The following is a 25,044-nucleotide window of genomic DNA, read 5'->3' as shown; positions in this document are numbered from 1 at the left end:
GACTTTATTCTACTGGTTTGTCAATGGCAGGGTACTTAAATCGCGCTTATAGGCAAGCTCTGTCGTCAGGGCCCGGGCGCGGTCCGGCGTCATTTCGGCCAGCACGGCAGCGGTGTTGGCTTCGCGCATCCCCTGGGCAACCTGCAGCAGAATATTCATGTCCAGTTCATTCCAGATCCGCGCCGCATCCTTCGGTTTCATTTTTTCATAAACCGTAATCAGCTTTTTGATGCGGTCTTCATCTTTTTTATCTTTCTTTTCCACCAATTGCGAAATTGAATCCTGCAAACGCTTCATTTCGGAAATTTTGCTGTCAATTCGGGCTTCGGCAGCGGCAATCAGGCTTTCACGTTCATCCAGGCGCTGTTCACGACGGTCCAGCTCCGCCCGGCGCGCCGACAGATTTTGCAAAAGATCAATTTCTTCCTGGGTAAACAGCGTCGGATCACCGCCAAAGCTGGGCGGGGCTTCCGGGGTTTCAAGGCCCGCACCAGCAGGCGGTTCCTCGTTGCTGGCAGCAGCCGCATCCTCGCCCCCCGCCGGGGTATCAAGGCCCGGCTCACCGGCATTTGCCGCCGCATCACCCGTGTTATCCTGGGCGCGTGCGGCCTGCACCATGCTGACAGCCGCTTCTTTCACATCCCCGCCATCGCGCCAGATCGACACGACATCCGCGACTTTAACGGACAGCACGACCCCTGATACCAAAATCAGCAATGGCAAAATACGCAAAGAAGACATTCAATCACTCACCCGACAACAGTATTATATGCACCGTGATCGACACGATAGACGGCGCGATAAACGGTACAATCTGACTACCACTTTTTCACACTGCCCGCAAAAAGACAGCCCCATAGTGTTAGACATGGGTCATAACCGGCACCGGAACAAGCCCGAATGGTCAAACGAGCCCGGTAAATATGGTATGGCAGTATCGCAAATCCCCACTCAAGTCCCCAAAACGATACCCGGCATGATATTCCCCTGCCGGCATCACCCCATTTTATCTGACGGAGCGCAAGGCCGCGAGCAATTCCCGCTCGGCTTCGGAACGCCCGGCATCTTCGTCGGCATCATCATCATCAAGAATATTGGCCCGTCGATCCTCACGTGATGACAGTGCCCCACCCCGTTCATCACGGCCGGAATTTCGGCCATTTTCCCCATCATAGGCATTACGGCCATTTTTCATTTCCGCATCACGCACCATACGGGCGGCCAGTTCTTCTGCCCGGGTTTCAATGCCAACACGGTCATTGCGGTCATCTTGCGCGGCTTTTGCCCCACCAGCGGACGCACCCGCTCCGTAGCCCGCCTCGGGTGCAACGGAGCCCTTGCGGGCCGCATTGGCACTGCTGGCTGCTTTTTCCAGGCGATTGGCAATGGCATCGCCCCGGTCCACCATAAAGGACAGATCCTCATGCAGGCCACTGGCCCGCTCGATATCCTCGCGCAACGCATCCCCGCTTTGCGAGGCCATATCCTTCAAAGACTGAATCAGGATTTCGGCCCGTTCGGTCGCGGCATGAAATGCCGAGAGGAACTGCTCCATTTCCTCGCGATTGCGACGAAAGGCAGCAAGCCTGCGATTAAGCATCAGCGCATAGATGATTGTCGCTACCAAAAGCACAATCATCAGGAGATCGAGATAAAACTCGAAATCCATCAGCTGGTTTCCTCCTTGTTTTTGCGCGCCCGTTCACGCACCTGAATGGCGATTCGGTCCCCTTTTCGCCCCATCAGGCCACGAAACAGCGCAACATCCCCACACCGGACTTCCACCGGCGATGTCGGCCCGGTATTGAGCAACATCCGGTTGCCAACCTCAAGGTTGATCACATCCCCCAAAGACATGACCTGTTCATCCAGCACGGCCAGCAAATTAACATGCGTCTGCCACAACTCGTTGGCAAGGTGGTTTTCCCAAATCGAGTCCCGGCCAAACTTTTCCCCCATAAACATCTGGAGCAACAGTTCGCGTACCGGCTCCAGCGTGGCATAGGGGATCAAAAGTTCCAGCCGTCCGCCACGGTCTTCCATATCGATACGCAGCTTGGCGACAATGGCAGCATTGGCATGACGGGCAATGGTGGCAAAGCGCGGGTTGGTTTCCAGGCGTTCAAAGCGGAAATTGACCGGGCTTAGCGGATCAAACGCGGCGGAAAGATCGCCCAGAACCACATGGATCATGCGCTCAACCAGGTTACGTTCAATCGTGGTATAGGGGCGGCCTTCAATACGCATGGCCGCCGTACCACGGCGCCCGCCCAGCAACACGTCCACGATCGAATAGATCAGGGCGGAATCAACCGTTAGCAGGCCATAGTTATCCCATTCCTCCGCCTTGAAAACACCCAGCATGGCTGGCAAGGGAATGGAGTTGAGATAGTCACCAAAGCGCAGCGACAGAATGTTATCAAGCGAGACTTCGACGTTGTCCGAGGTAAAGTTACGCAGCGAGGTGGACATCATACGCACAAGGCGGTCAAAGACCACTTCGAGCATCGGCAAACGTTCATACGCCACCATCGAGGAATTGATAATGGCCTGAATACCGGACTGGTCGCCCGAACCACTGCCATCGTCAAAGCCTAGCAGGCTGTCGATTTCATCCTGATTGAGCACACGCGCGGAACCGGGGCCGACAAGGTCTTCTTCCTCGCCGCCATCTTCGCCCAGCATGGATTCCCATTCGGCGGCCATATCATCGCCGCCGTCTCCATCCTCGCCACCGCCAGCCATCGCTTCCCATTCGGCGGCGAGTGCATCATCATCGTCTTCATCGGCCATTGGCGTTTATCCCAGGCTCACTCTCGGCACATCAACTGCTACAAACCTATTGTACCAGCATTTCCTTAAACAGGACGTCGTTAATTTTCGCGGGTTTTGCCGCAGCACTGACCCTGATCAGCAATTCTTCGCGCAGACGGAACATGCCCTCGGACCCGGCAAGATCTTCCGGGCGCAATTCGCGCAGATAAACCTGAAAATTATCCACAATGCGCGGCATCATCTGTTCAACTTCCGGCACCATCGTCTGATCGGCCACTTCAAGGCTAACGCGAATTTTAAGGTAACTCTGCTTGCCACTCCCGGCATTCAGGTTGACCAGAATTTCCGGCAAATCAACAAAGCCGACATTTTCGGGCACACCCGGTGCCTGCTCGATCGACTTGTCCGATGCCGTTTCCTCGGTGGTCTGGCTGCTGCCACCTGTTACCATATCGATCACAGGCTGCAAAAGACCCGTGAAATAGGCCGCTGCGGCCCCGCCAATTAACAGCAGAACCAGCAGAACGATCACAATCAGCAGCTTTTTACTGCCGCGCTTGCCGCCACCTTCTTCACCTTCTACTTCGTCGACGTCGTCACCCATCAGCCTGTCCTGTCTGCCTTATACAGCCCTTGATCCGTATCCGTCTGGCCACTTTGCTTTTAAAATGCGCACCAGCCTGACAGAATTATCCCGGCAACCTTAAGATTCCGTTGCCCATCATAAGGGCTGCGCCACCAATCGACAACACCTGCCCACCCTGTGTGACATCCACCTTATCCGCAAGCCATGACCAACAGCGGCATCTCCTGTCCCTTTACCATTTGGGATCAAAATTGCGCAATACCAGCAATTTACCCAAGCCAATGCAAAAAGACTGCCAAACCAGCCCCCTGCCCCTTGGTTACCGCCCAAATCACAACCCTTAACAAGCGCACTTAATATTATGGCACTCAAAGGGCCTGGGCCAAACTCCTTACCAGCCCCCTGCCGCCTCCCCTGCAAAATTCGTCATGGACCGGGGCGTTTCTTGCCGCATGACCGGAAAAAACCGACACGGCAAGTTTTACCACATCGTGATTTTTCTTTTATTTTCATATCTTTAAAAAGACTGGCACGGCATTCGCATTATAGCTGGCAGAAATTTTTGCCTGTAACCGGGATAAGAGCCAGATGGAAAATACATCCTATATTGCCCTGTCGCGCCAGCGTGTTCTGCGCAGCAAGATGGACACCATCACGCAGAACCTGGCGAACATGGATACCAACGGCTACAAACAGCAGAACATGATGTTCACCGACTGGATGGCGGCCAACAAGGACGCCCCCTTTCGCGGTGAACGCAAAATTGCGCTGGTCCAGGATATTGGCCAGTACCGCGACACGAGGGTTGGCAATATCGAGCGTACCGAACGTGATTTTGACATCGCACTGACCAAACCGGACATGTATTTTTCCATCGATACACCTAATGGTGTGCGCTACACGCGCAATGGTAATTTCTCGCTTGATCCCGGTGGTCAGCTTGTCAATTCCGACGGATACCCGGTCCTGAGCGATGCCGGACAGCCGCTGTTTTTCAGCCAGGCGGACACGCGGGTAACAATTGCCGGGGATGGCACGGTATCAACCGACATTGGCCAGATCGGCAAGCTGGCGGTTTCCACCTTTGACAACGCACAACAGCTTAAACCCGAAGGATCATCGCTTTATAACACCGATCAGCAACCCCAAGCGGTTGAAAATCCCGGTGTGGTCCAGGGCTCGCTTGAGAAATCCAACGTCAATCCCATCAAGGCGATGGTTGATATGATTGATGTTCTGCGAACCTATCAGTCGGTTACCCGAACCATTGAAAACGAAAACCAGCGTCAGCGCGACATGATCAACAAACTTGGCGATGTCCGCGCGTAACTGATCTATCCCATTTGCCCTGCCTAAAGCAGAGCCACAAGCAAAGACGGCGCAATTTGCGCGACATGAGGAGACAAAAATGCGGTCACTCGATATTGGAGCCCTGGGCATGATGGCACAATCCACTAATGTGGATGTGACATCGAACAACATCGCCAATATGACCACCACGGGCTATAAACGACAGCGCGCCGAGTTCCAGGACCTGTTATATCAGGATTTGCGCCGCGCCGGTTCACCGTCGTCGGACACGGGTACCATTGTGCCGGTCGGCGTGCAGGTTGGTATGGGTGTTAAAACCGCCGCCATTGGCCGCTATATGGGCCAGGGCAGCCCAACCCTTACCGAAAACGAACTGGACGTTGCCCTGCAGGGACGCGGCTTTTTCCAGGTCAACCTGCCCAGCGGCGAAACAGCCTATACCCGCGACGGAACCTTTAAGCTCGATGGCAATGGCCAGATCGTGACCAAGGATGGCTATGCCATTCAGCCCGGCATCACCGTACCCAACAACGCCAAATCCGTGACCATCAACGGGTCGGGTGAAGTTTTTGCCGAAATTGACGGCCAGGTGGCCCCGCAAAATCTTGGTCAAATCCAGCTTGCCACCTTCATCAACCCGGCCGGGATGAGCGCACTTGGCGACAACCTGTTTCTTGAAACCGATGCTTCGGGCACGCCCAACACGGGGACGGCCGGTTCTGTCGGTTTTGGCAAGCTTCTTCAGGGGTATCTTGAATCCTCGAACGTCAATGTGGTTCAGGAAGTCACCAACCTGATCAAGGCCCAGCGTGCCTATGAAATGAATTCCAAATCCATTTCGACAACAAACGACATGCTTGGCGCAATCAGCAATCTCCGGTAATTCCACCGCTTAATGTGACAATGCGCCTTTGCAGGCAAACTTTGTCGGCTTTTGCAATTTTGCGATTTGATTTACCGGTCATTGGTGTTTTGGTGCTAACATCGCGGGCATGATGACACGAAACATTCTTGCCGCCCTAGTGATGGTTTTTTCGCTCCTGCTGCCCGGCTATGGCCAGGCGCAGGATGCAGATATTTTTCTGCGTCCGCAGGCACGTATCGAGGGAACCTATATCACCCTGGGGGATATCTTTAGCGGCCTTACGCCCGAGCAGGAAAAAGTTGCCGTGGCCCATGCCCCGCAACCGGGCCAGCAGGCGGTACTGGATTATCGCTGGCTGGCAGGAATTGCCCAGCGATACAAAGTCAGCTGGCGCCCCCGCACCACGGGCGACCAGATTATTGTCACCCGCGACAGCCAGACCATCGGCATTGACGAAATTTCCAATAGCATCCACGCCGCCCTGCAGGATTACGGCATCTCCGGGCCCTTTTCCGTTGATCTGGGAGGGGAAACATTTCGCATTCATCTACCTGTTGATGCGCCTGCCCAGCTTGAAGTAACCGGCCTGAATGTCAATCGCCGCACCGGACGTTTTGTCGCCGATGTGACCACCGGGCGCGGCACCAGTGCCCAACGCACCTATCGCATGAATGGTCGTTATTTCCAGATCGAACAGGTGCCCGTTCTGGTTGACTCTGTTAGGCGCGGCGACATCATCCGCCCCGATCAGGTGGAAATGCGCGAATTTCGCGCTGACCGGCTGCAATCAAATGTGGTGCGCGACCCGTCCGATGTGATCGGCAAAGAAGTCCGCCGCAGCATCGGCCCTGGCGACCCCCTGCTGAATCGCGATTTCACCGCGCCAATTTTGGTAAAACGCGGCGCAATTGTCACGATCCGGCTGGAAACCGCCAATATGTCGCTCACCGCGCGGGGCAAGTCTCTGGAAGACGGGTCATTGGGCGATGTTATCCGGGTGATGAATTTGCAAAGCAACAAAACCATTCAGGTTGAAGTCACCGCGGAAAACGATGTCCGCGCCATTCCCGCCATGAGTCAGTAACCGCGACAAACAATCCCATCCTCCGCCAATCGCCACCAACCGGTTTTGCACAGTGATGTAAACCGAGCCCGGCAAGCTTTGCCCTGTCTTTGGCTCCATAACTGGCACGCCGGTTGCTAGTTATTTAGGTGCGGAACCCAGGAGGATAAAATGACCGACTTCATATCACAGCAAACAGTGCCGACCCGGCGCAGTAACCGCTTTCCCAAAATGGCGGTTGCCGTTTCACTGATTTGTGCCACAGCCCTGTTGTCAGGCTGCAATACCATGCGACGGCTTTCGGAAGTTGGGGAAGCCCCGAAACTGTCGGGCATCAATAACCCGACACAATCACCGGGCTACCGCCCGGTCAGCATGCCCATGCCCGCCCCACAGGTTGCCGAAAACAACCCCAATTCGCTGTGGCGCACGGGCGCACGATCCTTTTTCAAGGATCAGCGCGCCAGCCAGGTGGGGGATATTCTAACCGTCAGCATCGCAATTGATGACAAGGCGAAACTGGCCAACACCACCGCCCGCACCCGAAAAAATACCGAAGGTATGGGAGCGCCGTCACTTTTGGGTCTGGAAAGCCAGATCACCAAAGTTCTGCCCGAAACGGTTAACCCGGCCAATCTGTTTAGTATCAACAGCAATACATCAAATTCAGGCGGCGGCACGCTGGACCGCACTGAATCAATCGATCTGAAGGTCGCGGCGATCATTGTACAGATTTTACCCAACGGCAACTATGTCATTCATGGACGCCAGGAAATTCGCGTTAACTCGGAAGTGCGCGAGGTTCAGGTGGCTGGCGTGATCCGTGCTGCGGATATCACATCCACCAATACGGTTTCTTACGACAAAATCGCAGAAGCCCGCATTTCCTATGGTGGTCGTGGTACGATTTCGGATGTCCAGCAGCCCCGCTATGGCAGCGAGATCATGGATATTCTGCTGCCGTTCTGATCCGTCTTTTAAAGGCTTCGGGGTTCCGCACGGGCACTGTCGCCCGCCCCGAATACCGGCTGGCACCCTGGTGCCGGCCGGTTTTTATTTGTGCAGAAGCTCAAGCGATTTGTCTTTAATTTGCGACATTCTGCCGGAGAAAACCTTCTGTCTGGCGAGGAAGGGGCCGAGAACATAACGGGGCTAAGTTCAAAGTTTTTTTTTCGACGACGTTTCGCGACATTACACCGTTTGACAACATACCGATATTGGCGGTGTCCGCCCGAACAATGCGCCTGATCAAGGGCAAAATGCTTTAATAAAGATCAGATAAAAAAGGGACCGGCCCATTTTAGGCCGATCCCGTTTTGGGGTATCCCCGTCAAAGCGTTTCTCCCACAAGAAACATGTCTTATCCGGCAACGGTATTGATTTTAAGTTCCCGTTTTTGCCGTATTTTTGACCGCAAGACTCAATCGTCGCGGCGGGTCCGCTCCATCCGTTCATGACGTTCCTGGGCTTCGATGCTCAGGGTCGCAATCGGACGGGCTTCCAAACGTTTCAGGCTGATCGGTTCGTCAGTTTCTTCGCAGTAACCATAGGATCCGTCTTCAATACGGCGCAGAGCGGCGTCAATCTTGGAAATCAGCTTGCGCGCACGATCACGCGTCCGCAATTCAAGTGCCCGCTCGGTCTCCGCAGAAGCGCGGTCAGTAAGATCGGGTTCTTGCAATCCTCCGTCCTGAAGATTTGCCAGTGTTTCTGAAGATTCGTGCAAAAGTTCTGCCCGCCAGGCCAACAGCTTCTGGCGGAAATATTCCCGCTGACGCGGGTTCATAAACTCTTCGTCCTCGGCGGGACGATAGTCAGGTGGTAACGTGATAGTCATGTATGCCCTCTATACAGGACTCACCGATCGCGCGGGAATATAGAGGTAGCAGCCTATAGGTGCAAGCTGATTGAACAATTTCGCCAAATTAATCGAGACATCCCAAGAAAATGACTTAAATTCAGTCACATAGGACCTTTTGCCACGCCTAACGCAAACCGGCAACATCCAGTTTTGCCAATTCAACCCGGGCGCGCAACTCGATCTCGTCAAGAACCTCTGACAGGGCGGGATCATCAATTTCTTCGCGCTGTTTTCCCACCACATCAACGAGTTGCGCCAATTGTGATGCGGGAAGCCCCCCACCCAAAAGAGCATTGCGCACACGCTCAAGCTGATCTAGCAGGGTTTTGGCACGGGCAACCGAGCGTTTGCGCGGAGAATCCAGCGCATCGCCACTTTGTTGCAGGGCCAGCAAAGCATCAAGGGCGCTAACCGATGACGGCGCATGAAGCCCACCGGCACCTGCCGCACGTTCGGCACCCTGCCCGCTGGAGCGCATGACATTGGCAAATCCCTCTCCTGAACCACCGGCGCCTGTGGTCTTGCGTGTCGCTGCACCCGATGTCGTGCCTTTTGATCCGCTTACCTTCATGATGCTTACTGCCTTGCTATGCGTCCTGCGCCAATCCATATGCCAACAAGGAATGCTGACCAATATGTGTTTACATCCCCTATCTGGCGTCAAATCGGGAATTTGTCGAGTCTTCCTGAAACAAGCCGCCGGGGCAACCGGAAAAAAATGCCGGGTCATCGTGAAGCCCGGCCAGCCCACACCTTTTCAGCCCGGTAAAGACCTGCATTTACTGGAAAAAGTCTAAAATACCTTCACACAGCCCCCGCAAATGCTCGATTGGCACGTTTTTCGCTTATTTCCTGACGCGGGCATCCAATTGCGGATGCACCACCAGTTAACCGGCGATTTTTGTCGCCCCAGACACAGCGGAACACTCAACCATGATCAAGCGTCTTGGCAAATTTGCATTTCAGGCAGCGATTGTCGCGGCACTGGGCATTTTCGCCCTGGCCCCGCTATCCAGCGCGCAAGCGCAGTCACGCATCAAGGATATCGCCGATTTTGAAGGCGTGCGTGACAACATGCTGGTCGGTTATGGTTTGGTTGTGGGCCTGAATGGGACGGGCGACGATATGAAGGACGCGGAGTTTACCCGCCAGAGCATGGTTGCCATGCTCGAACGGCTGGGCATCAACGTTCGCGATCAGATTGAAAATATCAAATCAGACAACATTGCCGCAGTGATGGTGACAAGCACCCTGCCGCCCTTTTCCCGCCAGGGTTCCAAGATTGACGTTAATATCAGTGCCATTGGCACTGCCGACAGTCTGCAAGGCGGAACCCTTTTGGTGACCCCCCTGGTCGGTGCCGATGGCGAGGTTTATGCCGTGGCCCAGGGCCCGGTTGCTGTCGGCGGCTTTAGCGCGCAGGGCAACGCCCAAACCGTGGTCAAGGGCGTACCGACCGCCGCGCGCATCGCCAATGGGGCGATTATTGAACGCGAAATCGACTTTAATCTGAATGCGATGAACAATATGACGATTGTTCTGCGCAACCCGGATTTCACCACGGCCCGCCGCATTTCCAACGCGGTCAACGCCTATTTGGGCGAAGTCGCCGCCCGCCCCAGCGACCCGGGCACCGTGCGCCTGAGCGTGCCGGATCGCTACCAGAAAAATGTCGTTGCCCTGCTGACCGATATTGAACAGCTGCGCGTTGAACCCGACCAGATTGCCAAGGTGGTGATTGATGAATCCACCGGCACCATCGTGATGGGCGAGAATGTGCGCATCAACCGCGTTGCCATTGCCCAGGGCAATCTGACAATCCGGGTTACGGAAACCCCGCAAGTCTCGCAACCCTCGCCCTTCTCGCAGGGGGGGACCACCACCACCGTTCCGCGTACTGACGTGCAGGTCGATGAGGGTGCCGACAAAAAACTGGGCATTCTCGATACCGGTGTGACGCTTCAGGAACTGGTCAGCGGCCTCAACAGCCTGGGCGTTGGCCCGCGCGACATGATTACAATTTTGCAGGCCATCAAGGCATCCGGTGCCCTTCAGGCCGAAATCGAGGTGATGTAATGATGATTGATGGTTCAAGCGCCCTGATGGCGCAGGCTCAGATCAGTGCCCAGTCGGGCAAGGCATCTTCTATCGCTTCGGAAGTCAGTGCGCTCGGCGCGGGCAAAACCAAAAGTGTCGAAGCCGCACGCGAAGCCGGCAAAAAATTTGAAAGCATGTTTCTCTCGCAGATGCTGGGCCACATGTTTGCCGGGATTCAAACTGATCCCAATTTTGGCGGCGGTCATGGTGAAACAATGTTCCGCTCCATGATGGTGGATCAATACGCCGAGAAAATGACCAATGCCGGTGGCCTGGGAATTGCAGATGCTGTGACACGCGAAATCCTCAAGACGCAGGGAGCCTGATATCATGACAACCGAAGAAATGGTCATTGAGCTAAAAAGCGTCACTTATGACCTGATTTCGCTGCTGGAGCGTGAAACCGACGGCATGCGCACCCTGGACACGGCCGAATATGACCGGTTCGTATCGGAAAAATCTGCCCTGTCGATGCAGTATGAACAGCTGACCCAACAACTGCGCTCCCGTGCGGAAGAGCTAAAAGCCCTGCCCGAAGAGGAAAAAGACGAACTGCGCGACCTTCATGCCCTTTTTCAGGATGCGGCCAAACGCAATATGCGCGCCCTGAAAGCAGCCGAAATCACCAATCAGCGCATGATTGACACCATCGTCAAGGCCGTCAAAAGCCAGGCCAATGAACAGGTCACGACCTATAACCGTGGCGGCTATGTCAACAGCCCGGCCGCCCGTGGTTACAATACAGGCAAAAGCCGCAGCACCCTATCGATCAGCCTGAACGAAACGTTTTAAGGTCCGGGGAAAAAACCATGTCACTGACACAGGCTCTTAATTCCGCCATTACCGGATTGAACACCGCACAATCGCGGATCGCGATCACGTCGTCAAACATCGCCAACGTCAATACACCTGGCTATTCGCGCAAATATGCCGGTCAGGAATCTCTGACCCTGAATGGTCAGGGGGCCGGCGTGACCGTTAGCTCCATTACCCGCAATGTGAATACGGGGCTGCAGGCCGAACTGCGCGGTGAACTGGGCAAGGCCGGAACGGCATCAGTCCGTGACGAATTTTTTCAGCGCGTACAGGTGCTGTTTGGCACGCCAAAATCAAATTCGGCCATCAGCCAGCGCATCAGCAATCTTTCCGACGCGTTTGAACAGCTCAACAGTTCGCCCGAACAAAACTCGCCCAAAGTGCAGGTGCTGGCTGCGGCAACCCAGCTTGTGGATTCTTTTGGCAAACTCTCCGACCAGATCCAGGGTCTGCGCGGCAATGCCGATGACCGGATCAGCCAGGAAGTCAACCAGGCCAACGAGCTTCTCAGCCAGATAGCCAAACTGAATACCGATATTGTTCGACTGGGCAATATCGACCAGCCGACAACAGAACTACGCGATCAACGCGACCAGAAGGTCAATGCGCTGTCCAAAATCATCAATACATCCACCTATACCCGTGACGATGGGTCGATGGTGATCTTCACAGCCAACGGCTCGCGTCCGTTGCTGGACCGCAGCCCGATACCGCTGAGCTTTTCGCCCACAGCCGGTTATGAACCCGGCTCCAGCGGTTCTAACATCACGCTTGATGGCGTAGATATCACCAACGAAATCAAGACCGGCACCCTGCGCGGCCTGATCGACATGCGCGACCAGGACCTGCCGCAACTGGCCGATCAGATCAATGAACTTGCCATCCAGTTGCGTGATGCCATTAACGAAGAACACAATAAAGGAACCGCCTTTCCGCCGCCCACCAACATGACCGGGGCACGCCAGATCGAAGGAACCGACCTTTTTTCAGGCACCGGCACATTCCGTGTGGCAGCCCTTGATTCAGCGGGCGATATTGTCAGCTATTCGGATATCGACCTTTCAACCCTGCCCAGCCCGGCTACCATCAATGATCTGGTTTCGGCCATCAATTCGTCCGGGGTTGGGGGGGACTTGCAGGCAAGAATTGCCGACGGTCGCCTGGTGGTTGAAGGCAAGAACGGCAACCGTGTTGCCATCAACGAGCTGGACAGCGCTGTTACGACGAGTGACGGGCGCAGCCAGGGCCTGTCGCATTATTTTGGCCTCAATGACCTGTTCACCACGGCCAAAAATTCCCGCACCATGACTTCAAAACCGTTGTCAGATGCGACCCGCGCGCTGGGTGTTTCCGGGACACTGACTTTTGCTGCGGGCAGCTCCAGTGTGCTTTCTCCCACACTGTCGATCACCTATGCCAATTCCGACAGTTTGACCACCATCCAGAACAAGCTGCGTGCACAATTGACAGGCAGCCTTGGCCTCACAGCCGAACAGGCCGAAAACATGGTCTATGTCACCCAGGATGGTGACCGCTCCCGCCTGGTGATTGCCAACGATGCCAATATGAAAGTCACCGATACGGGCAATTTATCAAAAACAATCGGCCTGACCGAAGACCAGCCAAACATGTCGGGCAGCATGACGGTGTCGCACGACATTCTCAATGATCCGGCACGCCTGTCGCGTGGGACGCTCAATGCCGACGTTTATGAATCAAAAACCGGTTCTGGCGGTGTTGTAATTGCTGATCCGGCGGCCTCGATCCCCGGTCTGGGTACCCCGGCAACCCCGCCGGCCCCGGCGGGCACAAATTATACCCTTAATGTTGTCGGCCCCTTTGGCACCGTGCCGATTTCCTATAATGGCAGCACCGACTCGCTTAACTCAATTGCCGCACGCATCAATGCCGATTCCACCCTGACCGATAATAACATCAATGCCGAAGTGTATTTTGATGGCGCGGCTGGCACCTATAAATTGCGGGTGCAGGATGCAGATGGCGACTCGATGTATATTACCGATAATTTTGCCTCGATGCCGGCTGCGGGTGCGACACAAAAAAGCCTGGTCGAAACACTGGGTCTGGGCATCCCCTATGGCATTCGCGAAGGTGATAATTCATCTTCGGCCAGACTTGCCGGGTCACTTGCGCGCAACGATATCAATTTTGATGCCGCAGGGGGCCTGTCACCTGAAAAAACCTCGCTGATCGACTATGCCGCCAGCATCATCAGCACCGCATCAACAAAGGCCGCCACCGCCGCCGACCAAAACAAATTCCAGAATTCGATAGCCACCGACCTTGATACCCGAATTCAAAATGAAGCCGGGGTTAACCTTGACGAGGAAATGTCGGACCTTATCATCTTTCAGCGGGCCTACTCGGCCTCGGCGAAAGTGATAACGACGGTCGATGAATTGTTTGATGCCTTGCTCAGGGCGGTTTAAGATACCGCTCGCAAAGGAGAGTTGAAATGGTAACACGGGTTGCGACCTATACCAGCCACACCCTGCTCAGCAATCTGGCGCAGAGCAATGCGGCAAAAGTTGCCGAACTGAGCAATCAGGCTTCTGGTGGTGTCAAATCGCGCACCTATTCCGGTATCGCCAGCGATACACAACAGTTGTTGAATCTGGAAGGGTCGCTGACACGTAACAGCCAGTACATGAACAATATCACCCAGGTAAAATTGCGCCTGCAAAACATGGAATCGGCAACCTCCTCGATGTCCGATATTGCTACGCGTATGAAAACGCTGCTCCTGCAGGGGCTGAGCAATTCGCAGGCCGATGACCTTAACCTTGACGAGGAAGGTCGTCAGGCAATGGCCCAGGTGAATTCACTGCTCAACTCAACGCTGGATGGCCGATACCTGTTTGGCGGGGCGACAACCGATTCGCCCCCGGTCAATCTCGAGCAATCGCCCGTTCCCGACACCTATTTTGCCAAGGTGACAGGTTATGACACGGCAACACTGGGTTCAATAGGGGGCACGACCGCAGGCAGCCTGGACATTAACGGGCAAACGATAACATATGCGCCGACCGATACCCTTAAAGACCTCGTCAACCAGATCAATCAGCTTTCACCACCGCCAGCCGTAGCATCAGTACGCGCCGACCCCGGCTCAAACAACTATCGCCTGGTGATCGAGGATTTTTCCGGCAACCCGATGTCGATTAGCGAAACCGGGGGCGGCAATCTGTTGGATGGATTATCGCATAATCCCGCGTTGAGCGCCGAAACCGGCTATTATCAGGGCGATCAGAAACACCTGTCGGCGCGTGTGGATGAAGATTATTCCGTTAATTACGGGGTCCGTGCCGATGACCCGGCCTTTGCCAGCCTGATTGCCAGTTTGCGTATTGTCAGTTCAACCACCGACGAAGATTCTTTACGTATGGCACTGGGGCACATCGAATATGCGATTGAAAACCTGCCCAATGTCGGGTCAAAAATCGGTATTGATACAAAAAATGTCGAAAGCGTTGAATCACAGCACCGTGACTTTGAAGTTTTTGCCAATAATGCCATTTCCGACATCGAAAATGTCGATGTGCCTCTAACCCTGATCGAGGTTGAACAACATACAACCGCCCTGCAGGCCAGTTTCATGGCAATTGCCAAGACTTCGGATATTTCTCTCGTGAATTATTTGCGGTAAGCGTTGATTTAAAACATGGAAGCAACACGCAAACTTGACGAAGCTGCCATCAGGCATCACATGTTTTAAAACTTCCGCCCAAGGGCGCTATATTTGGGGAAAGACCACAGCAAATGACCACGCAGCCAACGCAAGACGCCAATGTACCCAAATCGATCCTTGTTGAAACACGGTTTGGCGATATCGAATTTCTGTGGGACAAGGCGATTTACATGCCCGTCGGCCTGCTGGGCTTTACTGACCAGCATGTGTTTGGCCTTGCCAATATTCCGGGTAAAAGCCTGGACCAGTTCAAACTTTACCAAAGCCTGACGGACGCCGATCTGTCCTTCATCATCGCGCCATATAACCCCGAAAGCGGGATTTACGATGCCGCAGATCTTGAACGGGCAGCCAAAAGCCTGGCGATCCCCGAGGAAGATATGGCGATCCTTCTGATTGTCACGGTGCGCCCCACAGGAAATGATCAGGGATATGCCATGTCGGTTAATCTCCAGGCACCGGTCATTGTCAATACAACCCGCCAGATTGCGTGGCAGCATATTATGCCGCATGACAAATATCCTGTTCAGCACGACATCTGAGCCCGATCTTTGAGGCAAAGCGGGACTCGTTTTCGCTTTGTTGACCCCGTTTTTCGCCAGCCCAAACCGCACGTTTCTGGCGAGAAAACCCCGAAACCCATGATTATCTTTGCATAATTCGGGATTTCAAATAACAGTAGACTCTATCTTCGCAGTTGGGTATATTTTGACTATCGAATCGGCAATCCCTGATCAAGAAGATCTCGGAGCCTTCCGGCGAAATCGCCGGGTTTGATTGGCAAGATCGCCAATTGCAAGTGATCCATGTAGGAGTATATCACTATGGCTTTGAACATTATTTCCAACTACGCTGCCAACGTTGCACACCGTAACCTCACGGCTTCTGATGAAGCAGCGACCCGGTCGCTCGCCAAGCTGTCTTCGGGTACCCGTGTTGTTTCCGCCCGTGACGACGCTGCCTCGATGGCCATTGGTGCCCGCCTGAATGCGGAAAGCCAGTCGCTCAAAACAGCAACCGTTAACGTTGGCCAGGCCAACTCGATGCTGCAGATCGCCGATGGTGGTATGGCAACTATCGACAACGTTCTCGTTCGTATGAAAAGCCTCGCTGTTCAGGCATCTTCGGGCAACTTGTCCGACGTGGAACGTGGCTTCCTCAATAACGAATATGGTAGTCTGACAAACGAAATTGACCGTATCGCTGGTACTACCAAATTCAACGACAAGCAATTGTTGGGCTCTGTTGCCGGGGTTGAAGTCGACCCTGCCGCTATTGGCTCTGATGTCACAGCAGCTTCTGGTATCCAGAAATTGACTTTTGGTAGCAATACGTCTGTAGTTGGTGGTTCTGATATTGAATTTAACTTGCAGGATGTTAACGGCAGCACAGTCTTGACGTTGAAGGATACGACCTCGGGTACGAGTCAATCAATTGACGTGACTAATTTTGCTAAAACAGGGGGCAGCCAAGCACTTGGCGCCGGTGAAACCCAAGACTTTAACTTCGATGAACTTGGCATCACGCTGACCGTTAATGAAAACTTTTCGCAGACCGTAGATCAGTCTAACGGCGCAACGGCCAACGACTGGACGAATGATGCTACGGCCAACAGTTCCGCCGCAGCGAATCGTACAATTACCACACGTGCCTCAACAGCAACCGCCACTCTGGATCCGGTTGAATTCCAGATTGGTTCTGGTAACACGGCGAATGACCGGTTCACAATTACTCTGGATTCAGTCAATTCCGCTACGCTTGGTACAAGCGGCGCAGGTGGTTCTAGCACAACAGCTTTGTCAGCTAGTGACTTGAACAGCCAGACCAACGCAAAATCTGCGATTGAAACAGTTGGTAACGCGATCAACGATCTGCAGACCGCTCGTGCAAAGGTCGGTGTGTTCCAGAACCGCCTTGACTTTGCCGCTCAGAACCTGTCGACCACACAGGAAAATACTGAAGCTGCCCGGTCGACCCTGATGGATCTTGACGTTGCGTCGGAAATGACCAAGTTCAGCTCGAAACAGGTGCTGGTCCAGTCTGGTGTTGCCATGCTGGCACAGGCCAACCAGATGCCGCAGAACCTGCTGCGTCTGTTGCAGTAATCCGGATATTCGTGACGGAACGGGGGCTGGTCCCCCGTTCCTTCTACGGATTATCCTTTGTCGATTTTATCGGCATGGGAGGCTTAAATGGAAATTACACAATCTGTATCGCCGCTTCATGGTTCCGGTTCTTCTTCAACCGGCTCTGCTGCGGCTTTAGGTGTTTCTTCTTCAAGCCAGCCCTCTGTAAATTCGGTGGCTTCGGCCCCCGCACCGGTATCAAGATATCAGGCATCTGGGGATATTGCTCCGATTGATGCGACAGATCAGTTAAAACAGGCCTTTGCCGACCTTGACCTTCCGGATCGCTCGATTGACAATTATCGGGTTGAACTGAATTTCAACCGCGATACCGGACGCGTTATTGCCAAGGTAACAGATCGCTCAAACGGCGAGGTTCTTCGCGAAATTCCGTCAAAAGAACTTCAAAAGCTGTTTTCCCAAATCCGTGATTACCTCGGTACCTTTGTAAACGAAGAAGCCTGAAATCTGTTATCATGACGGAACAGGCATGGTATTTGCGTAACGATTAGCGCATCATCGTTTTCGGGCAAAATTTGCCCAACATTATGTTACCGGGAGACGCATCATGAGTGGCGTCAATTTAAATAACGTCTATGTCGGCGAGAATGGCCGAATTCAGCTTTCGGGGCTGAGTTCCAACATTGACTTTGTCAATGTTGTTGACCAGATGATGAAGGCACGCCGCATCCCGGCTGACACACTTGAAAAACGCATCGAGTCAAACGATACGAAAGTAACTAGCCTGCGCGAGTTGCAGGACCTTGTCAAAACCTTACAGACCTCGATTGACAAACTTTACGGCGAGGCGAGCTTTGATAAATCCAAGGATACGTTTGCCTCGAAACAGGCTTTCGTTTCATCGGCGGATGGCAATGCTGGCAATCTGATATCCGTCAGCGCGAATAACAATGCTGCAACGGGCAATTACAAATTCGAAATTTCGCAGATTGCCTCCAAACACAAGGTTGGTTCGGAGACCCTTGGCGCAAACCCCACAGACGCCCTGAGCACGACGACAAATGGTGGCGGCACTGCCATTGGCACCGGGACATTTTCTGTCGGCACCTCCAAGGGATCTGTTCAGATTGAAGTGACCGACACCGACACGCTGCGGGATGTACGCGACAAAATTAACGCGACATCCAGCAAGACCGGAGTTCAGGCCTCTGTCGTCAAGGTGGCTGAGGGGCAATCCACCCTTATCCTGACCTCGACAGACGAAGGCTCGCCAAATCGCATGACTCTGTCCGATGACAGTGGCAATGTGCTTCAGAATATGGGCATCCTCAAGGATGACGGCTCTGGCACGATGCTCATCAATAGTGACCAGGAAATTGACCCGGGCAATGATGCGCAATTCACGATGGATGGTGTGACGATTACGCGGTCGTCAAACAATATTGACGATCTGGTCGATGGCATGTCGATCAGCCTGTTCGACGCCAAACCCGGCACAACAATCAATGTTTCCATCGAACAGGACTTGAGCAAAGCCAAAAACGCCATCGTTGGCTTTGTAGATGCCTATAACGCGGTCAAATCCTTCATCAACGAAAAAACCTATGTGGACCCGGCAAATAATAAGGCTGCAGAAGGCTCGGTTCTGCTGGGCAATTCCACGGCAAAGTCGGTTGAAAGTACCCTTCAGGCGATCGCCGGAGCGACACCGTTCCGGACAACGTCAGAAGATTCTGACATATCAGTACTTGCACAAATTGGTATTACGTTTAAGTCGATAGCTGACGCCCAAGCCGACAGCAGCGAGAAGGGCAAATATACCGCAGGTACGCTTGTTCTCGACGAAAGCAAGCTGAACGACACGCTGATCAACAATGCGGATGAAGTTTCTGAATTGTTTGGTTTCAAGTCGGTTACGGACAATCCGTCTTTGATCATGACCAGCTTTACCGGCAACACCAATGCCGCATCTTACAAGTTTTCTGTCACCAAGGATGCCGCTGGCAATATTACCAGTGCAACCTATACACAGGATGGCGGCGACCCACAGAATGCCACCATCAACGGTGACACTTTAACGACGGCCGACGGTTTAAAGCTGTTTTATAATGGCGGCGATGATAAAACCGAAACAGGCACCATCACGACATCGGTTGGTTTGGCATCACGCATGCACTTTGCAATGAAAGGGATGCTCGACAGCGAAAACGGCACCCTCCATCAGGGCATCGAAGCTTTTGAAAAAGAAAACAAAAGTTTTAAAAAGAAAATCGATGGCATTGACATGCGCATTGCCAACCAGCGTGAAGTCATGATGAACAAATTCATCAATATGGAACAGTCTCTTGCCAAGTTTAAAAACATTCAGAACTCGCTTAGCGAGTTGATGGCGGCTGGCAAGAAAGATAAGTAAGAAATCGATCCCGTTTTTTCGATTTCCGTGTTTAGACGATCAAGGAATATGGCATGAATACAAACGCAGCCCGAGCCTATGGCGACCAGCAGGTCAACACGGCATCGCCGGCCCAAATGGTTTACATGCTGTATAACAAGGCAATATCCGTATTGCAGGAAGCCATCAAGGCGATTGAAGCAAACGATATTCAGGCACGTTGCAATGCCAATTGCAAAGCAATGGACATTATTGCCCACCTGCAAGGAACACTCGACCTGGATCAGGGTGGCGAAATTGCCCGCAACCTGCAGGAAATTTACCGGTTTTCGCTGGTGCACCTAATGAAGGTTGACCGACATAACGACCCACAGGCAGCACAGGATGTTATTGGCCTGCTGACGCCAATGCGGGATTCCTGGGCCATTCTGGCGCGGCGCGGGGGCGATGAATTACGCCAGGCCATGCAAAATGCCAAGGATGGAAACCCGGAACAGCAGGATTTGTCACCCGAAGCGACTCAAGCCGATGGTGAAGCTGCTGGCAATAAACCGGTCGCATCATCAGACGAAGGTGATAAACAACCGCCACGCCCGTCGGGCATTTCGATTTCCGCCTGACCTGCTCAGACAGCAGATAACAGTTTGACAGCACAAAAAAGCGCAGAGTTTGCGCTCATGTCCCCCGATCCACAGGACCGGGGGATTTTTTGTCCCGCAGGCAAAACTTCCTTCCCGTTTTCGCCCTTTCGGTATCCTTCGCTTCATTCTTTTCCTGACATGATCGCGCTGCTCTTTTTACCCTGTTCCGGGCAACAGGCACCGATGCAAACCGGCAAAAAGTGCCCGATCATCTCCACCTCGGATTAAGGTACTGATTTAAAAGAGATTACAGCACGCACGAAACTGGCCCGATGTTTGCATCCTCTATCGCAGACTTACAAAAGGGACCGTGTCATGCACAGCTCTGCGATCGATAAAATCAACACGCCAACCATATCGGTGCCTGCGCAGAACCAAACTGCCAGCAGCAGCGTGGCCTTTGCCGACGTCATGGACAAAGTCCAGGCGGAACGGTCCAATAATGCGGCCCGCACCCGGACCCAACCGGCAAATACTGCCGCCACGGAAACCGCCTTGCGCGACACGCGCAACGACCGTGAAGACCGTGCCCCTGTTCGCGAGAGCGCACGCGACGACCGCGATGTGGACGGACGAAAAAGTGACCGCCCGGACGAACCGGCGCAAAAAGCCGACAGCCCGACCAAAGAAGACGTTCACCACAAAGACAAGCCGAAAACGGCAGAGCAGACAAACGATACAGACAACACGCGCACAGAAGATAAACCTGCAGAAAAAACGGCCGCCAACGACACGGCCAAACCGGAAAACAGCCAGGACACCGAAACTGGCGAAAAACTGGCGGACACGAGCAAACCTGCCAAAACCGGAACCGCGCAGGACGAACTGGACGTTAATGGCACCCCCACTGTGACCGAAGCCCTGGCGGCTGCAACCCAGCCCGTTATTGCCAGCCAAAGCAATATTGGCCTGCCGATGGGCGTTGGCACACAGGGCACAAATATGCAGACCGGTGACGGATCATCAAAGGATGCGTTATTAAATTCAACCGCGCTGTCACAATCGGCCTCGGCAAATAATGCCGTGCAGGGAGATGGCGCAGCCGCCAAAACCATGCAGGCTGCCGCCAAATCCGGCACACCTGCAGAGGGGGACGCCACAGGTACCGATGCCAAAGCCGGATTTGAAGCCGCCTTAAAACAGCAGGGGGCCGGCAAAACGGATGCCAGCACAAGTGCCAATGCAGGTGCGAACAACCAGAATGGCAACAATAACGCTGCGGCCAACGGGGCTAATGGGTCCAATACCGCCAATGCCAGTCATCAGGCCACTAACACCACTATGGCAAATCTTGCCGCCCTGCAAAATGCCGTAACGCCGCAAGGCTCAACCCCGGCCACAGCCAAGGCGCAAAACCCGGCCAATGCCGGTGTCGGGGCGGTTGACGGGACAAATGCCAATGGCCCAGTGACTGGCCTGACCGGACAGAATGCCAATGGCGCAAACGCCGCAGCCACCGCCCAGGCCGCCACGCAGGCCGGTAAAGGGGCGGCCACCGCCCAGACCGTGCAACAACAGGTTGCCGTCCATATTAAAAATGCTGCGGGCGACGGGGTAGATCGCATTTCCGTACAGCTCCGCCCGGAACATTTAGGCCGGGTCGATGTGAAACTGGAAATATCGCATGACGGACGGGTTCAGACCGTGGTCCAGGCTGATAATCGCCAAACGCTTGATATGCTGCGCCAGGATGTAAAGGGTTTGCAGCAGGCCCTGCGTGATGCCGGGCTGAACGCCGATTCCCAAAGTTTTACCTTTGAACACCGCCAGGACGGGGGACAGGGCCAAAACCCGCAACAGCAGGCCGGAAATTCCGGACGTGGCGTGGCTTCCCGCCCCAATGACGGCGACATTATCAGCGGTGCCGAACTGGCACAGCATGTGGCTGTGGGGTACGGGATCAATTCCAACGGCCTTGTCGATATCCGCATTTAGACACCGGAGATAGCAGATGACCGTATCATCCATGACCAATATCGGTCTCCAGGGTACCAACGCAAATGCGGCCTCGTCACGCGCGGCGCAGTCGCTGTCGCAAAACTTTGACAGCTTTTTGACGCTGCTGACAACGCAGTTGAAAAACCAGGACCCGACCTCGCCGATGGAAAGTGACAAATTCACCGACCAGCTGAGCCAGTTCGCCCAGGTTGAACAGGGAATTCAGACCAACAAAAACCTTGAAAACCTGCTGACCATGCAGGGACAGCAGCGCCAGCTTTCGGCCCTGTCCTATGTCGGTGCACAGATCGAGGCCGTTGGCGATACCAACTGGTACACACCGGGCGAGCCTTTGAACTTCAAATACAGCATTTCACCACAAGTGCCCGCCGCGAAGATTTCGGTGGTCGATCAGAATGGCAAAACGGTTTATGCCGAAGAAGTAAAAAACATCGAAGGTGTTCAAAACTTCACCTGGAAAGGTCAGAACAATTCCGGGGATGCCATAGAAGATGAAGCAGGTGCCTATACCCTGAAAGTCCAACCCCTCTCGACGTCTGGCGAACCCTTCAAAGACAAAGAAGGCAACCCGGCCCGCGTCTCGATTGGCATCGTCGGCAAGGTCGACAGTGTCGATATTGGTGATAACGACATTTATCTGCGCGTCGGCGATGTATCGGTACCATTTGGAACCCTGACCAACGTCAAACTCGCCTCGAATCCGACAGACGACAAACCCGGCACAGGAGGCACGGATGGCACCGGCGGCACTGACGGAACGGCAGGCGACGGCGAGACCGGCGGCACCAGCGAAGATACTGCCGACAACACGACCGGCAGCGGCGACCAAACATCAGACAACAACAATACCTGATCGAATAATCAATTGAAAAACCTAACAGCCTGTAAGCGCAGGAGATAAAAATGAGCCTTTTCGGTGCAATGATTTCCGGTGTATCCGGCCTGAACGCCCAAAGTCAGAACCTTGGCGTTATTTCGGACAACATCTCGAACCTCAATACAGTGGGTTATAAAAGCACAGTGGGTCGTTTTTCGACCCTTGTGACACAGGCTGCCACCGGCACCAAATACACGCCGGGCGGTGTACAGTTTCACCCGACAGCCCTGATCAGCAAACAGGGGTTGCTGCAGGCAACCTCGTCGACCACGGCTGCGGCCATTTCGGGCGACGGCTTTTTCCTGGTGCGAGACACCGCAACCCCGGGCGAGGATAGCGAGATGTTCTTTACCCGTGCGGGTGATTTCAAACCCGATGACAACGGCCTGCTTAAAAATACCGCTGGCTATTATGTCCAGGGTTGGGCAACAGACCGTAACGGCCAGCTTCTGGATCGTAACGGTAATGTCACCTCGTCGAACAGTTCGGCTGCAGGCGACCTGCAGGTTCTGGACATCAACTCCATCCTGACAGCCGCCGCCTCGACCACCCGTATCGAATTTGGCGCAAACTTCAATTCGGATGAAACCGCACTGAACGGCACCCCGACAACCTCGAGCACGGCTGGTATTGATGCCGACACTACCGATCTGACCACCCTGCCCGGCGTCAATGCCGGTGACACCTTCACGATTGCGGTTGGCACCGGCGCAGCACAGACCGTTACCATTGCAGCGGGTGAAACCCTTAACAGCCTCGCTACCAAGATTTCAGCCCTGACCGGCGTAACGGCGAAGGTGGATACCACCAGCACCAACCATACCCTGTCCATTGCCTCGACCGACCCTGAAGAAACCCTGACCCTGGCCGAAGGTACCAATACCCCGCTGGCAGGCCTTGGCATTGGCACCCTGACAACAACGCCGGCCTTTACCCCGGGTGCAGGCAATATTGCCTCGGGTGCGATTACGGCAAATAACAGTCTGCCAATTACGGTTTATGATTCTCTCGGTACAGCCCACAAGCTGAACCTGCAAATCGTCAAGCTGGGTCAGAACAAATGGGGCTATGAGCTAACCGGGTCGACTGAAGCAGGTCAACTTGACTCGACACAGCATCCGAACGGCCTGATCGCGTCGGGTACCATAACCTTTAACGGCGATGGTTCGCTTAAAACCTTTACCGATGAAGGTGGCCTGTCGCGTGTTGATCAGCCCATCACCGGCATCACCTGGACCAACGGCGCAGAACCCAGTTCCTTTACCCTGGATGCCGGGACCATCGGCCAGACCGACGGCATCACCCAGTTTGCTGCGGGCACCGATGCCAACGGCAACCTGATCGATTACACCACGCACTATATTAACCAGGACGGTGCCCGGGCCGGGACGATGGTGAATTACGGCTTTACCGAAGATGGTTATTTGCAGGTCGAATTTGCCAACGGGGTGAAACGCCCGGTCTACAAACTGGCGATTGCCACCGTTGAGTCCCCCGATTCCCTTGAGCACCATACCGGCAACGTTTACCGCCAGACCCGTGAATCAGGCGATTATCTGTTGCGCGAACCGGGCCAGAACGGGGCGGGCAAGGTGGTGGCATCGGCCCTTGAATCCTCGAACGTGGATCTGGCCGGAGAATTCACCAACATGATCGTGACCCAGCGTGCCTATTCGGCCAATACCAAAACCATCACCACAACGGACGAAATGCTTGAAGAGCTGATCCGGTTGAAACGTTAAACCGGGCAAACGCGGGTTTATCACCCGCGTGACCGGTTTGGCACGTTCTGCCACAGTTATGCTGTTAGGACCTTGCCCGGCTTTTTTGGCCGGGCTTTTTTTTTCCTGCGCGAATACCTACATGGTATAATGTGGATTGATGCACCCGAAAGACCCGGCATAGGGGCACAAGTGGGCAAAATTTGCCGGTCGTTAACCTGTTCTTCAACTTGCCCCCCTATTCGTGTTAGGGGATGCTAGGCAATGACAGCTTGCCAGTTTGG

The 25,044-nt window shown here is 54.1% G+C and carries 23 protein-coding genes; 17 read left to right on the top strand and 6 right to left on the bottom strand.

Annotated features, from left to right (window positions below):
• Positions 1–9 precede the first annotated feature (9 nt).
• The 4 genes from LF95_RS02740 to LF95_RS02725 form a co-directional block, all read right to left on the bottom strand.
• Positions 10–741 (bottom strand): MotE family protein, encoded by a 732-nt coding sequence (locus LF95_RS02740; protein WP_073953575.1) that lies wholly within the window; start codon positions 739–741, stop codon positions 10–12.
• A gap of 265 nt (positions 742–1,006) precedes the next feature.
• The gene (locus LF95_RS02735; protein ID WP_073953574.1) at positions 1,007–1,669 is read right to left on the bottom strand and encodes a DUF6468 domain-containing protein; all 663 of its coding nucleotides are present in this window, start codon (positions 1,667–1,669) and stop codon (positions 1,007–1,009) included.
• The gene (gene fliM, locus LF95_RS02730) at positions 1,669–2,793 is read right to left on the bottom strand and encodes a flagellar motor switch protein FliM (RefSeq protein WP_073953573.1); all 1,125 of its coding nucleotides are present in this window, start codon (positions 2,791–2,793) and stop codon (positions 1,669–1,671) included. The genes LF95_RS02735 and fliM overlap by 1 nt, the downstream gene beginning before the upstream one ends.
• 46 nt (positions 2,794–2,839) lie before the next feature.
• Positions 2,840–3,379, bottom strand: coding sequence for a flagellar basal body-associated FliL family protein (locus LF95_RS02725; protein WP_073953572.1), 540 nt, complete (start codon positions 3,377–3,379; stop codon positions 2,840–2,842).
• 570 nt (positions 3,380–3,949) lie between these two features.
• Between LF95_RS02725 and flgF the strand changes: the two genes are divergently transcribed.
• The 4 genes from flgF to flgH all read left to right on the top strand — a co-directional run bounded on the left by flgF (position 3,950) and on the right by flgH (position 7,569).
• A complete protein-coding gene (flgF, locus tag LF95_RS02720) occupies positions 3,950–4,690 on the top strand; it encodes a flagellar basal-body rod protein FlgF (protein WP_073953571.1) in 741 nt (246 codons plus the stop codon).
• Positions 4,691–4,769: 79 nt separating this feature from the next.
• Positions 4,770–5,555, top strand: a complete 786-nt coding sequence (gene flgG / locus LF95_RS02715) for a flagellar basal-body rod protein FlgG (RefSeq protein WP_073953570.1) — start codon at positions 4,770–4,772, stop codon at positions 5,553–5,555.
• 109 nt (positions 5,556–5,664) lie between these two features.
• Positions 5,665–6,621, top strand: coding sequence for a flagellar basal body P-ring formation chaperone FlgA (gene flgA / locus LF95_RS02710; RefSeq protein WP_252509635.1), 957 nt, complete (start codon positions 5,665–5,667; stop codon positions 6,619–6,621).
• 150 nt (positions 6,622–6,771) lie between these two features.
• Positions 6,772–7,569 (top strand): flagellar basal body L-ring protein FlgH, encoded by a 798-nt coding sequence (gene flgH / locus LF95_RS02705; protein ID WP_083607473.1) that lies wholly within the window; start codon positions 6,772–6,774, stop codon positions 7,567–7,569.
• Positions 7,570–8,020: 451 nt separating this feature from the next.
• Here flgH and dksA read toward each other — a convergent pair whose 3' ends face one another.
• Positions 8,021–8,437, bottom strand: coding sequence for an RNA polymerase-binding protein DksA (dksA, locus tag LF95_RS02700; protein ID WP_073953569.1), 417 nt, complete (start codon positions 8,435–8,437; stop codon positions 8,021–8,023).
• A 148-nt stretch (positions 8,438–8,585) separates the two neighbouring features.
• Positions 8,586–9,032 (bottom strand): flagellar assembly protein FliX, encoded by a 447-nt coding sequence (locus LF95_RS02695; protein ID WP_073953568.1) that lies wholly within the window; start codon positions 9,030–9,032, stop codon positions 8,586–8,588.
• Between the two features lie 362 nt (positions 9,033–9,394).
• Between LF95_RS02695 and LF95_RS02690 the strand changes: the two genes are divergently transcribed.
• The 13 genes from LF95_RS02690 to LF95_RS02630 all read left to right on the top strand — a co-directional run bounded on the left by LF95_RS02690 (position 9,395) and on the right by LF95_RS02630 (position 24,781).
• Positions 9,395–10,537: a flagellar basal body P-ring protein FlgI gene (locus tag LF95_RS02690; protein ID WP_073953567.1), complete on the top strand. Its 1,143-nt coding sequence runs from the start codon at positions 9,395–9,397 to the stop codon at positions 10,535–10,537.
• Positions 10,537–10,884: a rod-binding protein gene (locus LF95_RS02685; protein ID WP_073953566.1), complete on the top strand. Its 348-nt coding sequence runs from the start codon at positions 10,537–10,539 to the stop codon at positions 10,882–10,884. Before LF95_RS02690 ends, LF95_RS02685 begins: the two co-directional genes overlap by 1 nt.
• Positions 10,885–10,888: 4 nt before the next feature.
• Positions 10,889–11,350 (top strand): hypothetical protein, encoded by a 462-nt coding sequence (locus LF95_RS02680; RefSeq protein WP_073953565.1) that lies wholly within the window; start codon positions 10,889–10,891, stop codon positions 11,348–11,350.
• Positions 11,351–11,367: 17 nt separating this feature from the next.
• A complete protein-coding gene (gene flgK, locus LF95_RS02675) occupies positions 11,368–13,824 on the top strand; it encodes a flagellar hook-associated protein FlgK (RefSeq protein ID WP_073953564.1) in 2,457 nt (818 codons plus the stop codon).
• Between the two features lie 26 nt (positions 13,825–13,850).
• A complete protein-coding gene (gene flgL, locus LF95_RS02670; protein WP_073953563.1) occupies positions 13,851–15,041 on the top strand; it encodes a flagellar hook-associated protein FlgL in 1,191 nt (396 codons plus the stop codon).
• A gap of 113 nt (positions 15,042–15,154) precedes the next feature.
• Positions 15,155–15,625, top strand: a complete 471-nt coding sequence (gene fliW, locus LF95_RS02665) for a flagellar assembly protein FliW (RefSeq protein ID WP_073953562.1) — start codon at positions 15,155–15,157, stop codon at positions 15,623–15,625.
• A gap of 282 nt (positions 15,626–15,907) precedes the next feature.
• Complete coding sequence (locus LF95_RS02660; protein WP_073953561.1) at positions 15,908–17,188, top strand: flagellin N-terminal helical domain-containing protein; 1,281 nt, start codon at positions 15,908–15,910, stop codon at positions 17,186–17,188.
• 87 nt (positions 17,189–17,275) lie between these two features.
• The gene (locus LF95_RS02655) at positions 17,276–17,674 is read left to right on the top strand and encodes a flagellar protein FlaG (RefSeq protein WP_073953560.1); all 399 of its coding nucleotides are present in this window, start codon (positions 17,276–17,278) and stop codon (positions 17,672–17,674) included.
• Positions 17,675–17,777: 103 nt separating this feature from the next.
• Complete coding sequence (gene fliD, locus LF95_RS02650; protein WP_073953559.1) at positions 17,778–19,583, top strand: flagellar filament capping protein FliD; 1,806 nt, start codon at positions 17,778–17,780, stop codon at positions 19,581–19,583.
• Positions 19,584–19,636: 53 nt separating this feature from the next.
• Positions 19,637–20,182 (top strand): flagellar export chaperone FliS, encoded by a 546-nt coding sequence (gene fliS / locus LF95_RS02645; RefSeq protein ID WP_073953558.1) that lies wholly within the window; start codon positions 19,637–19,639, stop codon positions 20,180–20,182.
• A 336-nt stretch (positions 20,183–20,518) separates the two neighbouring features.
• Positions 20,519–22,138, top strand: coding sequence for a flagellar hook-length control protein FliK (locus tag LF95_RS02640; RefSeq protein ID WP_073953557.1), 1,620 nt, complete (start codon positions 20,519–20,521; stop codon positions 22,136–22,138).
• A gap of 16 nt (positions 22,139–22,154) precedes the next feature.
• Entirely contained in the window at positions 22,155–23,015 is an 861-nt protein-coding gene (locus LF95_RS02635) for a flagellar hook assembly protein FlgD (protein WP_073953556.1), read from the top strand.
• A gap of 50 nt (positions 23,016–23,065) precedes the next feature.
• Positions 23,066–24,781, top strand: coding sequence for a flagellar hook-basal body complex protein (locus LF95_RS02630; RefSeq protein ID WP_073953555.1), 1,716 nt, complete (start codon positions 23,066–23,068; stop codon positions 24,779–24,781).
• Positions 24,782–25,044 lie beyond the last annotated feature (263 nt).

Origin of the sequence: Thalassospira sp. TSL5-1 (assembly GCF_001907695.1) — a bacterium.
GTDB lineage: Bacteria > Pseudomonadota > Alphaproteobacteria > Rhodospirillales > Thalassospiraceae > Thalassospira.
The sequence above is the reverse complement of the archived record's forward strand: the minus strand, read 5'-3'. Positions and strand labels throughout refer to the sequence as shown.

What these genes read in the sequence shown, in the direction of transcription:
- LF95_RS02740 (WP_073953575.1), bottom strand. Translation starts at nt 741, where the DNA reads ATGTCTTCTTTGCGTATTTTGCCATTGCTGATTTTGGTATCAGGGGTC.
- LF95_RS02735 (WP_073953574.1), bottom strand. Translation starts at nt 1,669, where the DNA reads ATGGATTTCGAGTTTTATCTCGATCTCCTGATGATTGTGCTTTTGGTA.
- fliM (WP_073953573.1), bottom strand. Translation starts at nt 2,793, where the DNA reads ATGGCCGATGAAGACGATGATGATGCACTCGCCGCCGAATGGGAAGCG.
- LF95_RS02725 (WP_073953572.1), bottom strand. Translation starts at nt 3,379, where the DNA reads ATGGGTGACGACGTCGACGAAGTAGAAGGTGAAGAAGGTGGCGGCAAG.
- flgF (WP_073953571.1), top strand. Translation starts at nt 3,950, where the DNA reads ATGGAAAATACATCCTATATTGCCCTGTCGCGCCAGCGTGTTCTGCGC.
- flgG (WP_073953570.1), top strand. Translation starts at nt 4,770, where the DNA reads ATGCGGTCACTCGATATTGGAGCCCTGGGCATGATGGCACAATCCACT.
- flgA (WP_252509635.1), top strand. Translation starts at nt 5,665, where the DNA reads ATGATGACACGAAACATTCTTGCCGCCCTAGTGATGGTTTTTTCGCTC.
- flgH (WP_083607473.1), top strand. Translation starts at nt 6,772, where the DNA reads ATGACCGACTTCATATCACAGCAAACAGTGCCGACCCGGCGCAGTAAC.
- dksA (WP_073953569.1), bottom strand. Translation starts at nt 8,437, where the DNA reads ATGACTATCACGTTACCACCTGACTATCGTCCCGCCGAGGACGAAGAG.
- LF95_RS02695 (WP_073953568.1), bottom strand. Translation starts at nt 9,032, where the DNA reads ATGAAGGTAAGCGGATCAAAAGGCACGACATCGGGTGCAGCGACACGC.
- LF95_RS02690 (WP_073953567.1), top strand. Translation starts at nt 9,395, where the DNA reads ATGATCAAGCGTCTTGGCAAATTTGCATTTCAGGCAGCGATTGTCGCG.
- LF95_RS02685 (WP_073953566.1), top strand. Translation starts at nt 10,537, where the DNA reads ATGATGATTGATGGTTCAAGCGCCCTGATGGCGCAGGCTCAGATCAGT.
- LF95_RS02680 (WP_073953565.1), top strand. Translation starts at nt 10,889, where the DNA reads ATGACAACCGAAGAAATGGTCATTGAGCTAAAAAGCGTCACTTATGAC.
- flgK (WP_073953564.1), top strand. Translation starts at nt 11,368, where the DNA reads ATGTCACTGACACAGGCTCTTAATTCCGCCATTACCGGATTGAACACC.
- flgL (WP_073953563.1), top strand. Translation starts at nt 13,851, where the DNA reads ATGGTAACACGGGTTGCGACCTATACCAGCCACACCCTGCTCAGCAAT.
- fliW (WP_073953562.1), top strand. Translation starts at nt 15,155, where the DNA reads ATGACCACGCAGCCAACGCAAGACGCCAATGTACCCAAATCGATCCTT.
- LF95_RS02660 (WP_073953561.1), top strand. Translation starts at nt 15,908, where the DNA reads ATGGCTTTGAACATTATTTCCAACTACGCTGCCAACGTTGCACACCGT.
- LF95_RS02655 (WP_073953560.1), top strand. Translation starts at nt 17,276, where the DNA reads ATGGAAATTACACAATCTGTATCGCCGCTTCATGGTTCCGGTTCTTCT.
- fliD (WP_073953559.1), top strand. Translation starts at nt 17,778, where the DNA reads ATGAGTGGCGTCAATTTAAATAACGTCTATGTCGGCGAGAATGGCCGA.
- fliS (WP_073953558.1), top strand. Translation starts at nt 19,637, where the DNA reads ATGAATACAAACGCAGCCCGAGCCTATGGCGACCAGCAGGTCAACACG.
- LF95_RS02640 (WP_073953557.1), top strand. Translation starts at nt 20,519, where the DNA reads ATGCACAGCTCTGCGATCGATAAAATCAACACGCCAACCATATCGGTG.
- LF95_RS02635 (WP_073953556.1), top strand. Translation starts at nt 22,155, where the DNA reads ATGACCGTATCATCCATGACCAATATCGGTCTCCAGGGTACCAACGCA.
- LF95_RS02630 (WP_073953555.1), top strand. Translation starts at nt 23,066, where the DNA reads ATGAGCCTTTTCGGTGCAATGATTTCCGGTGTATCCGGCCTGAACGCC.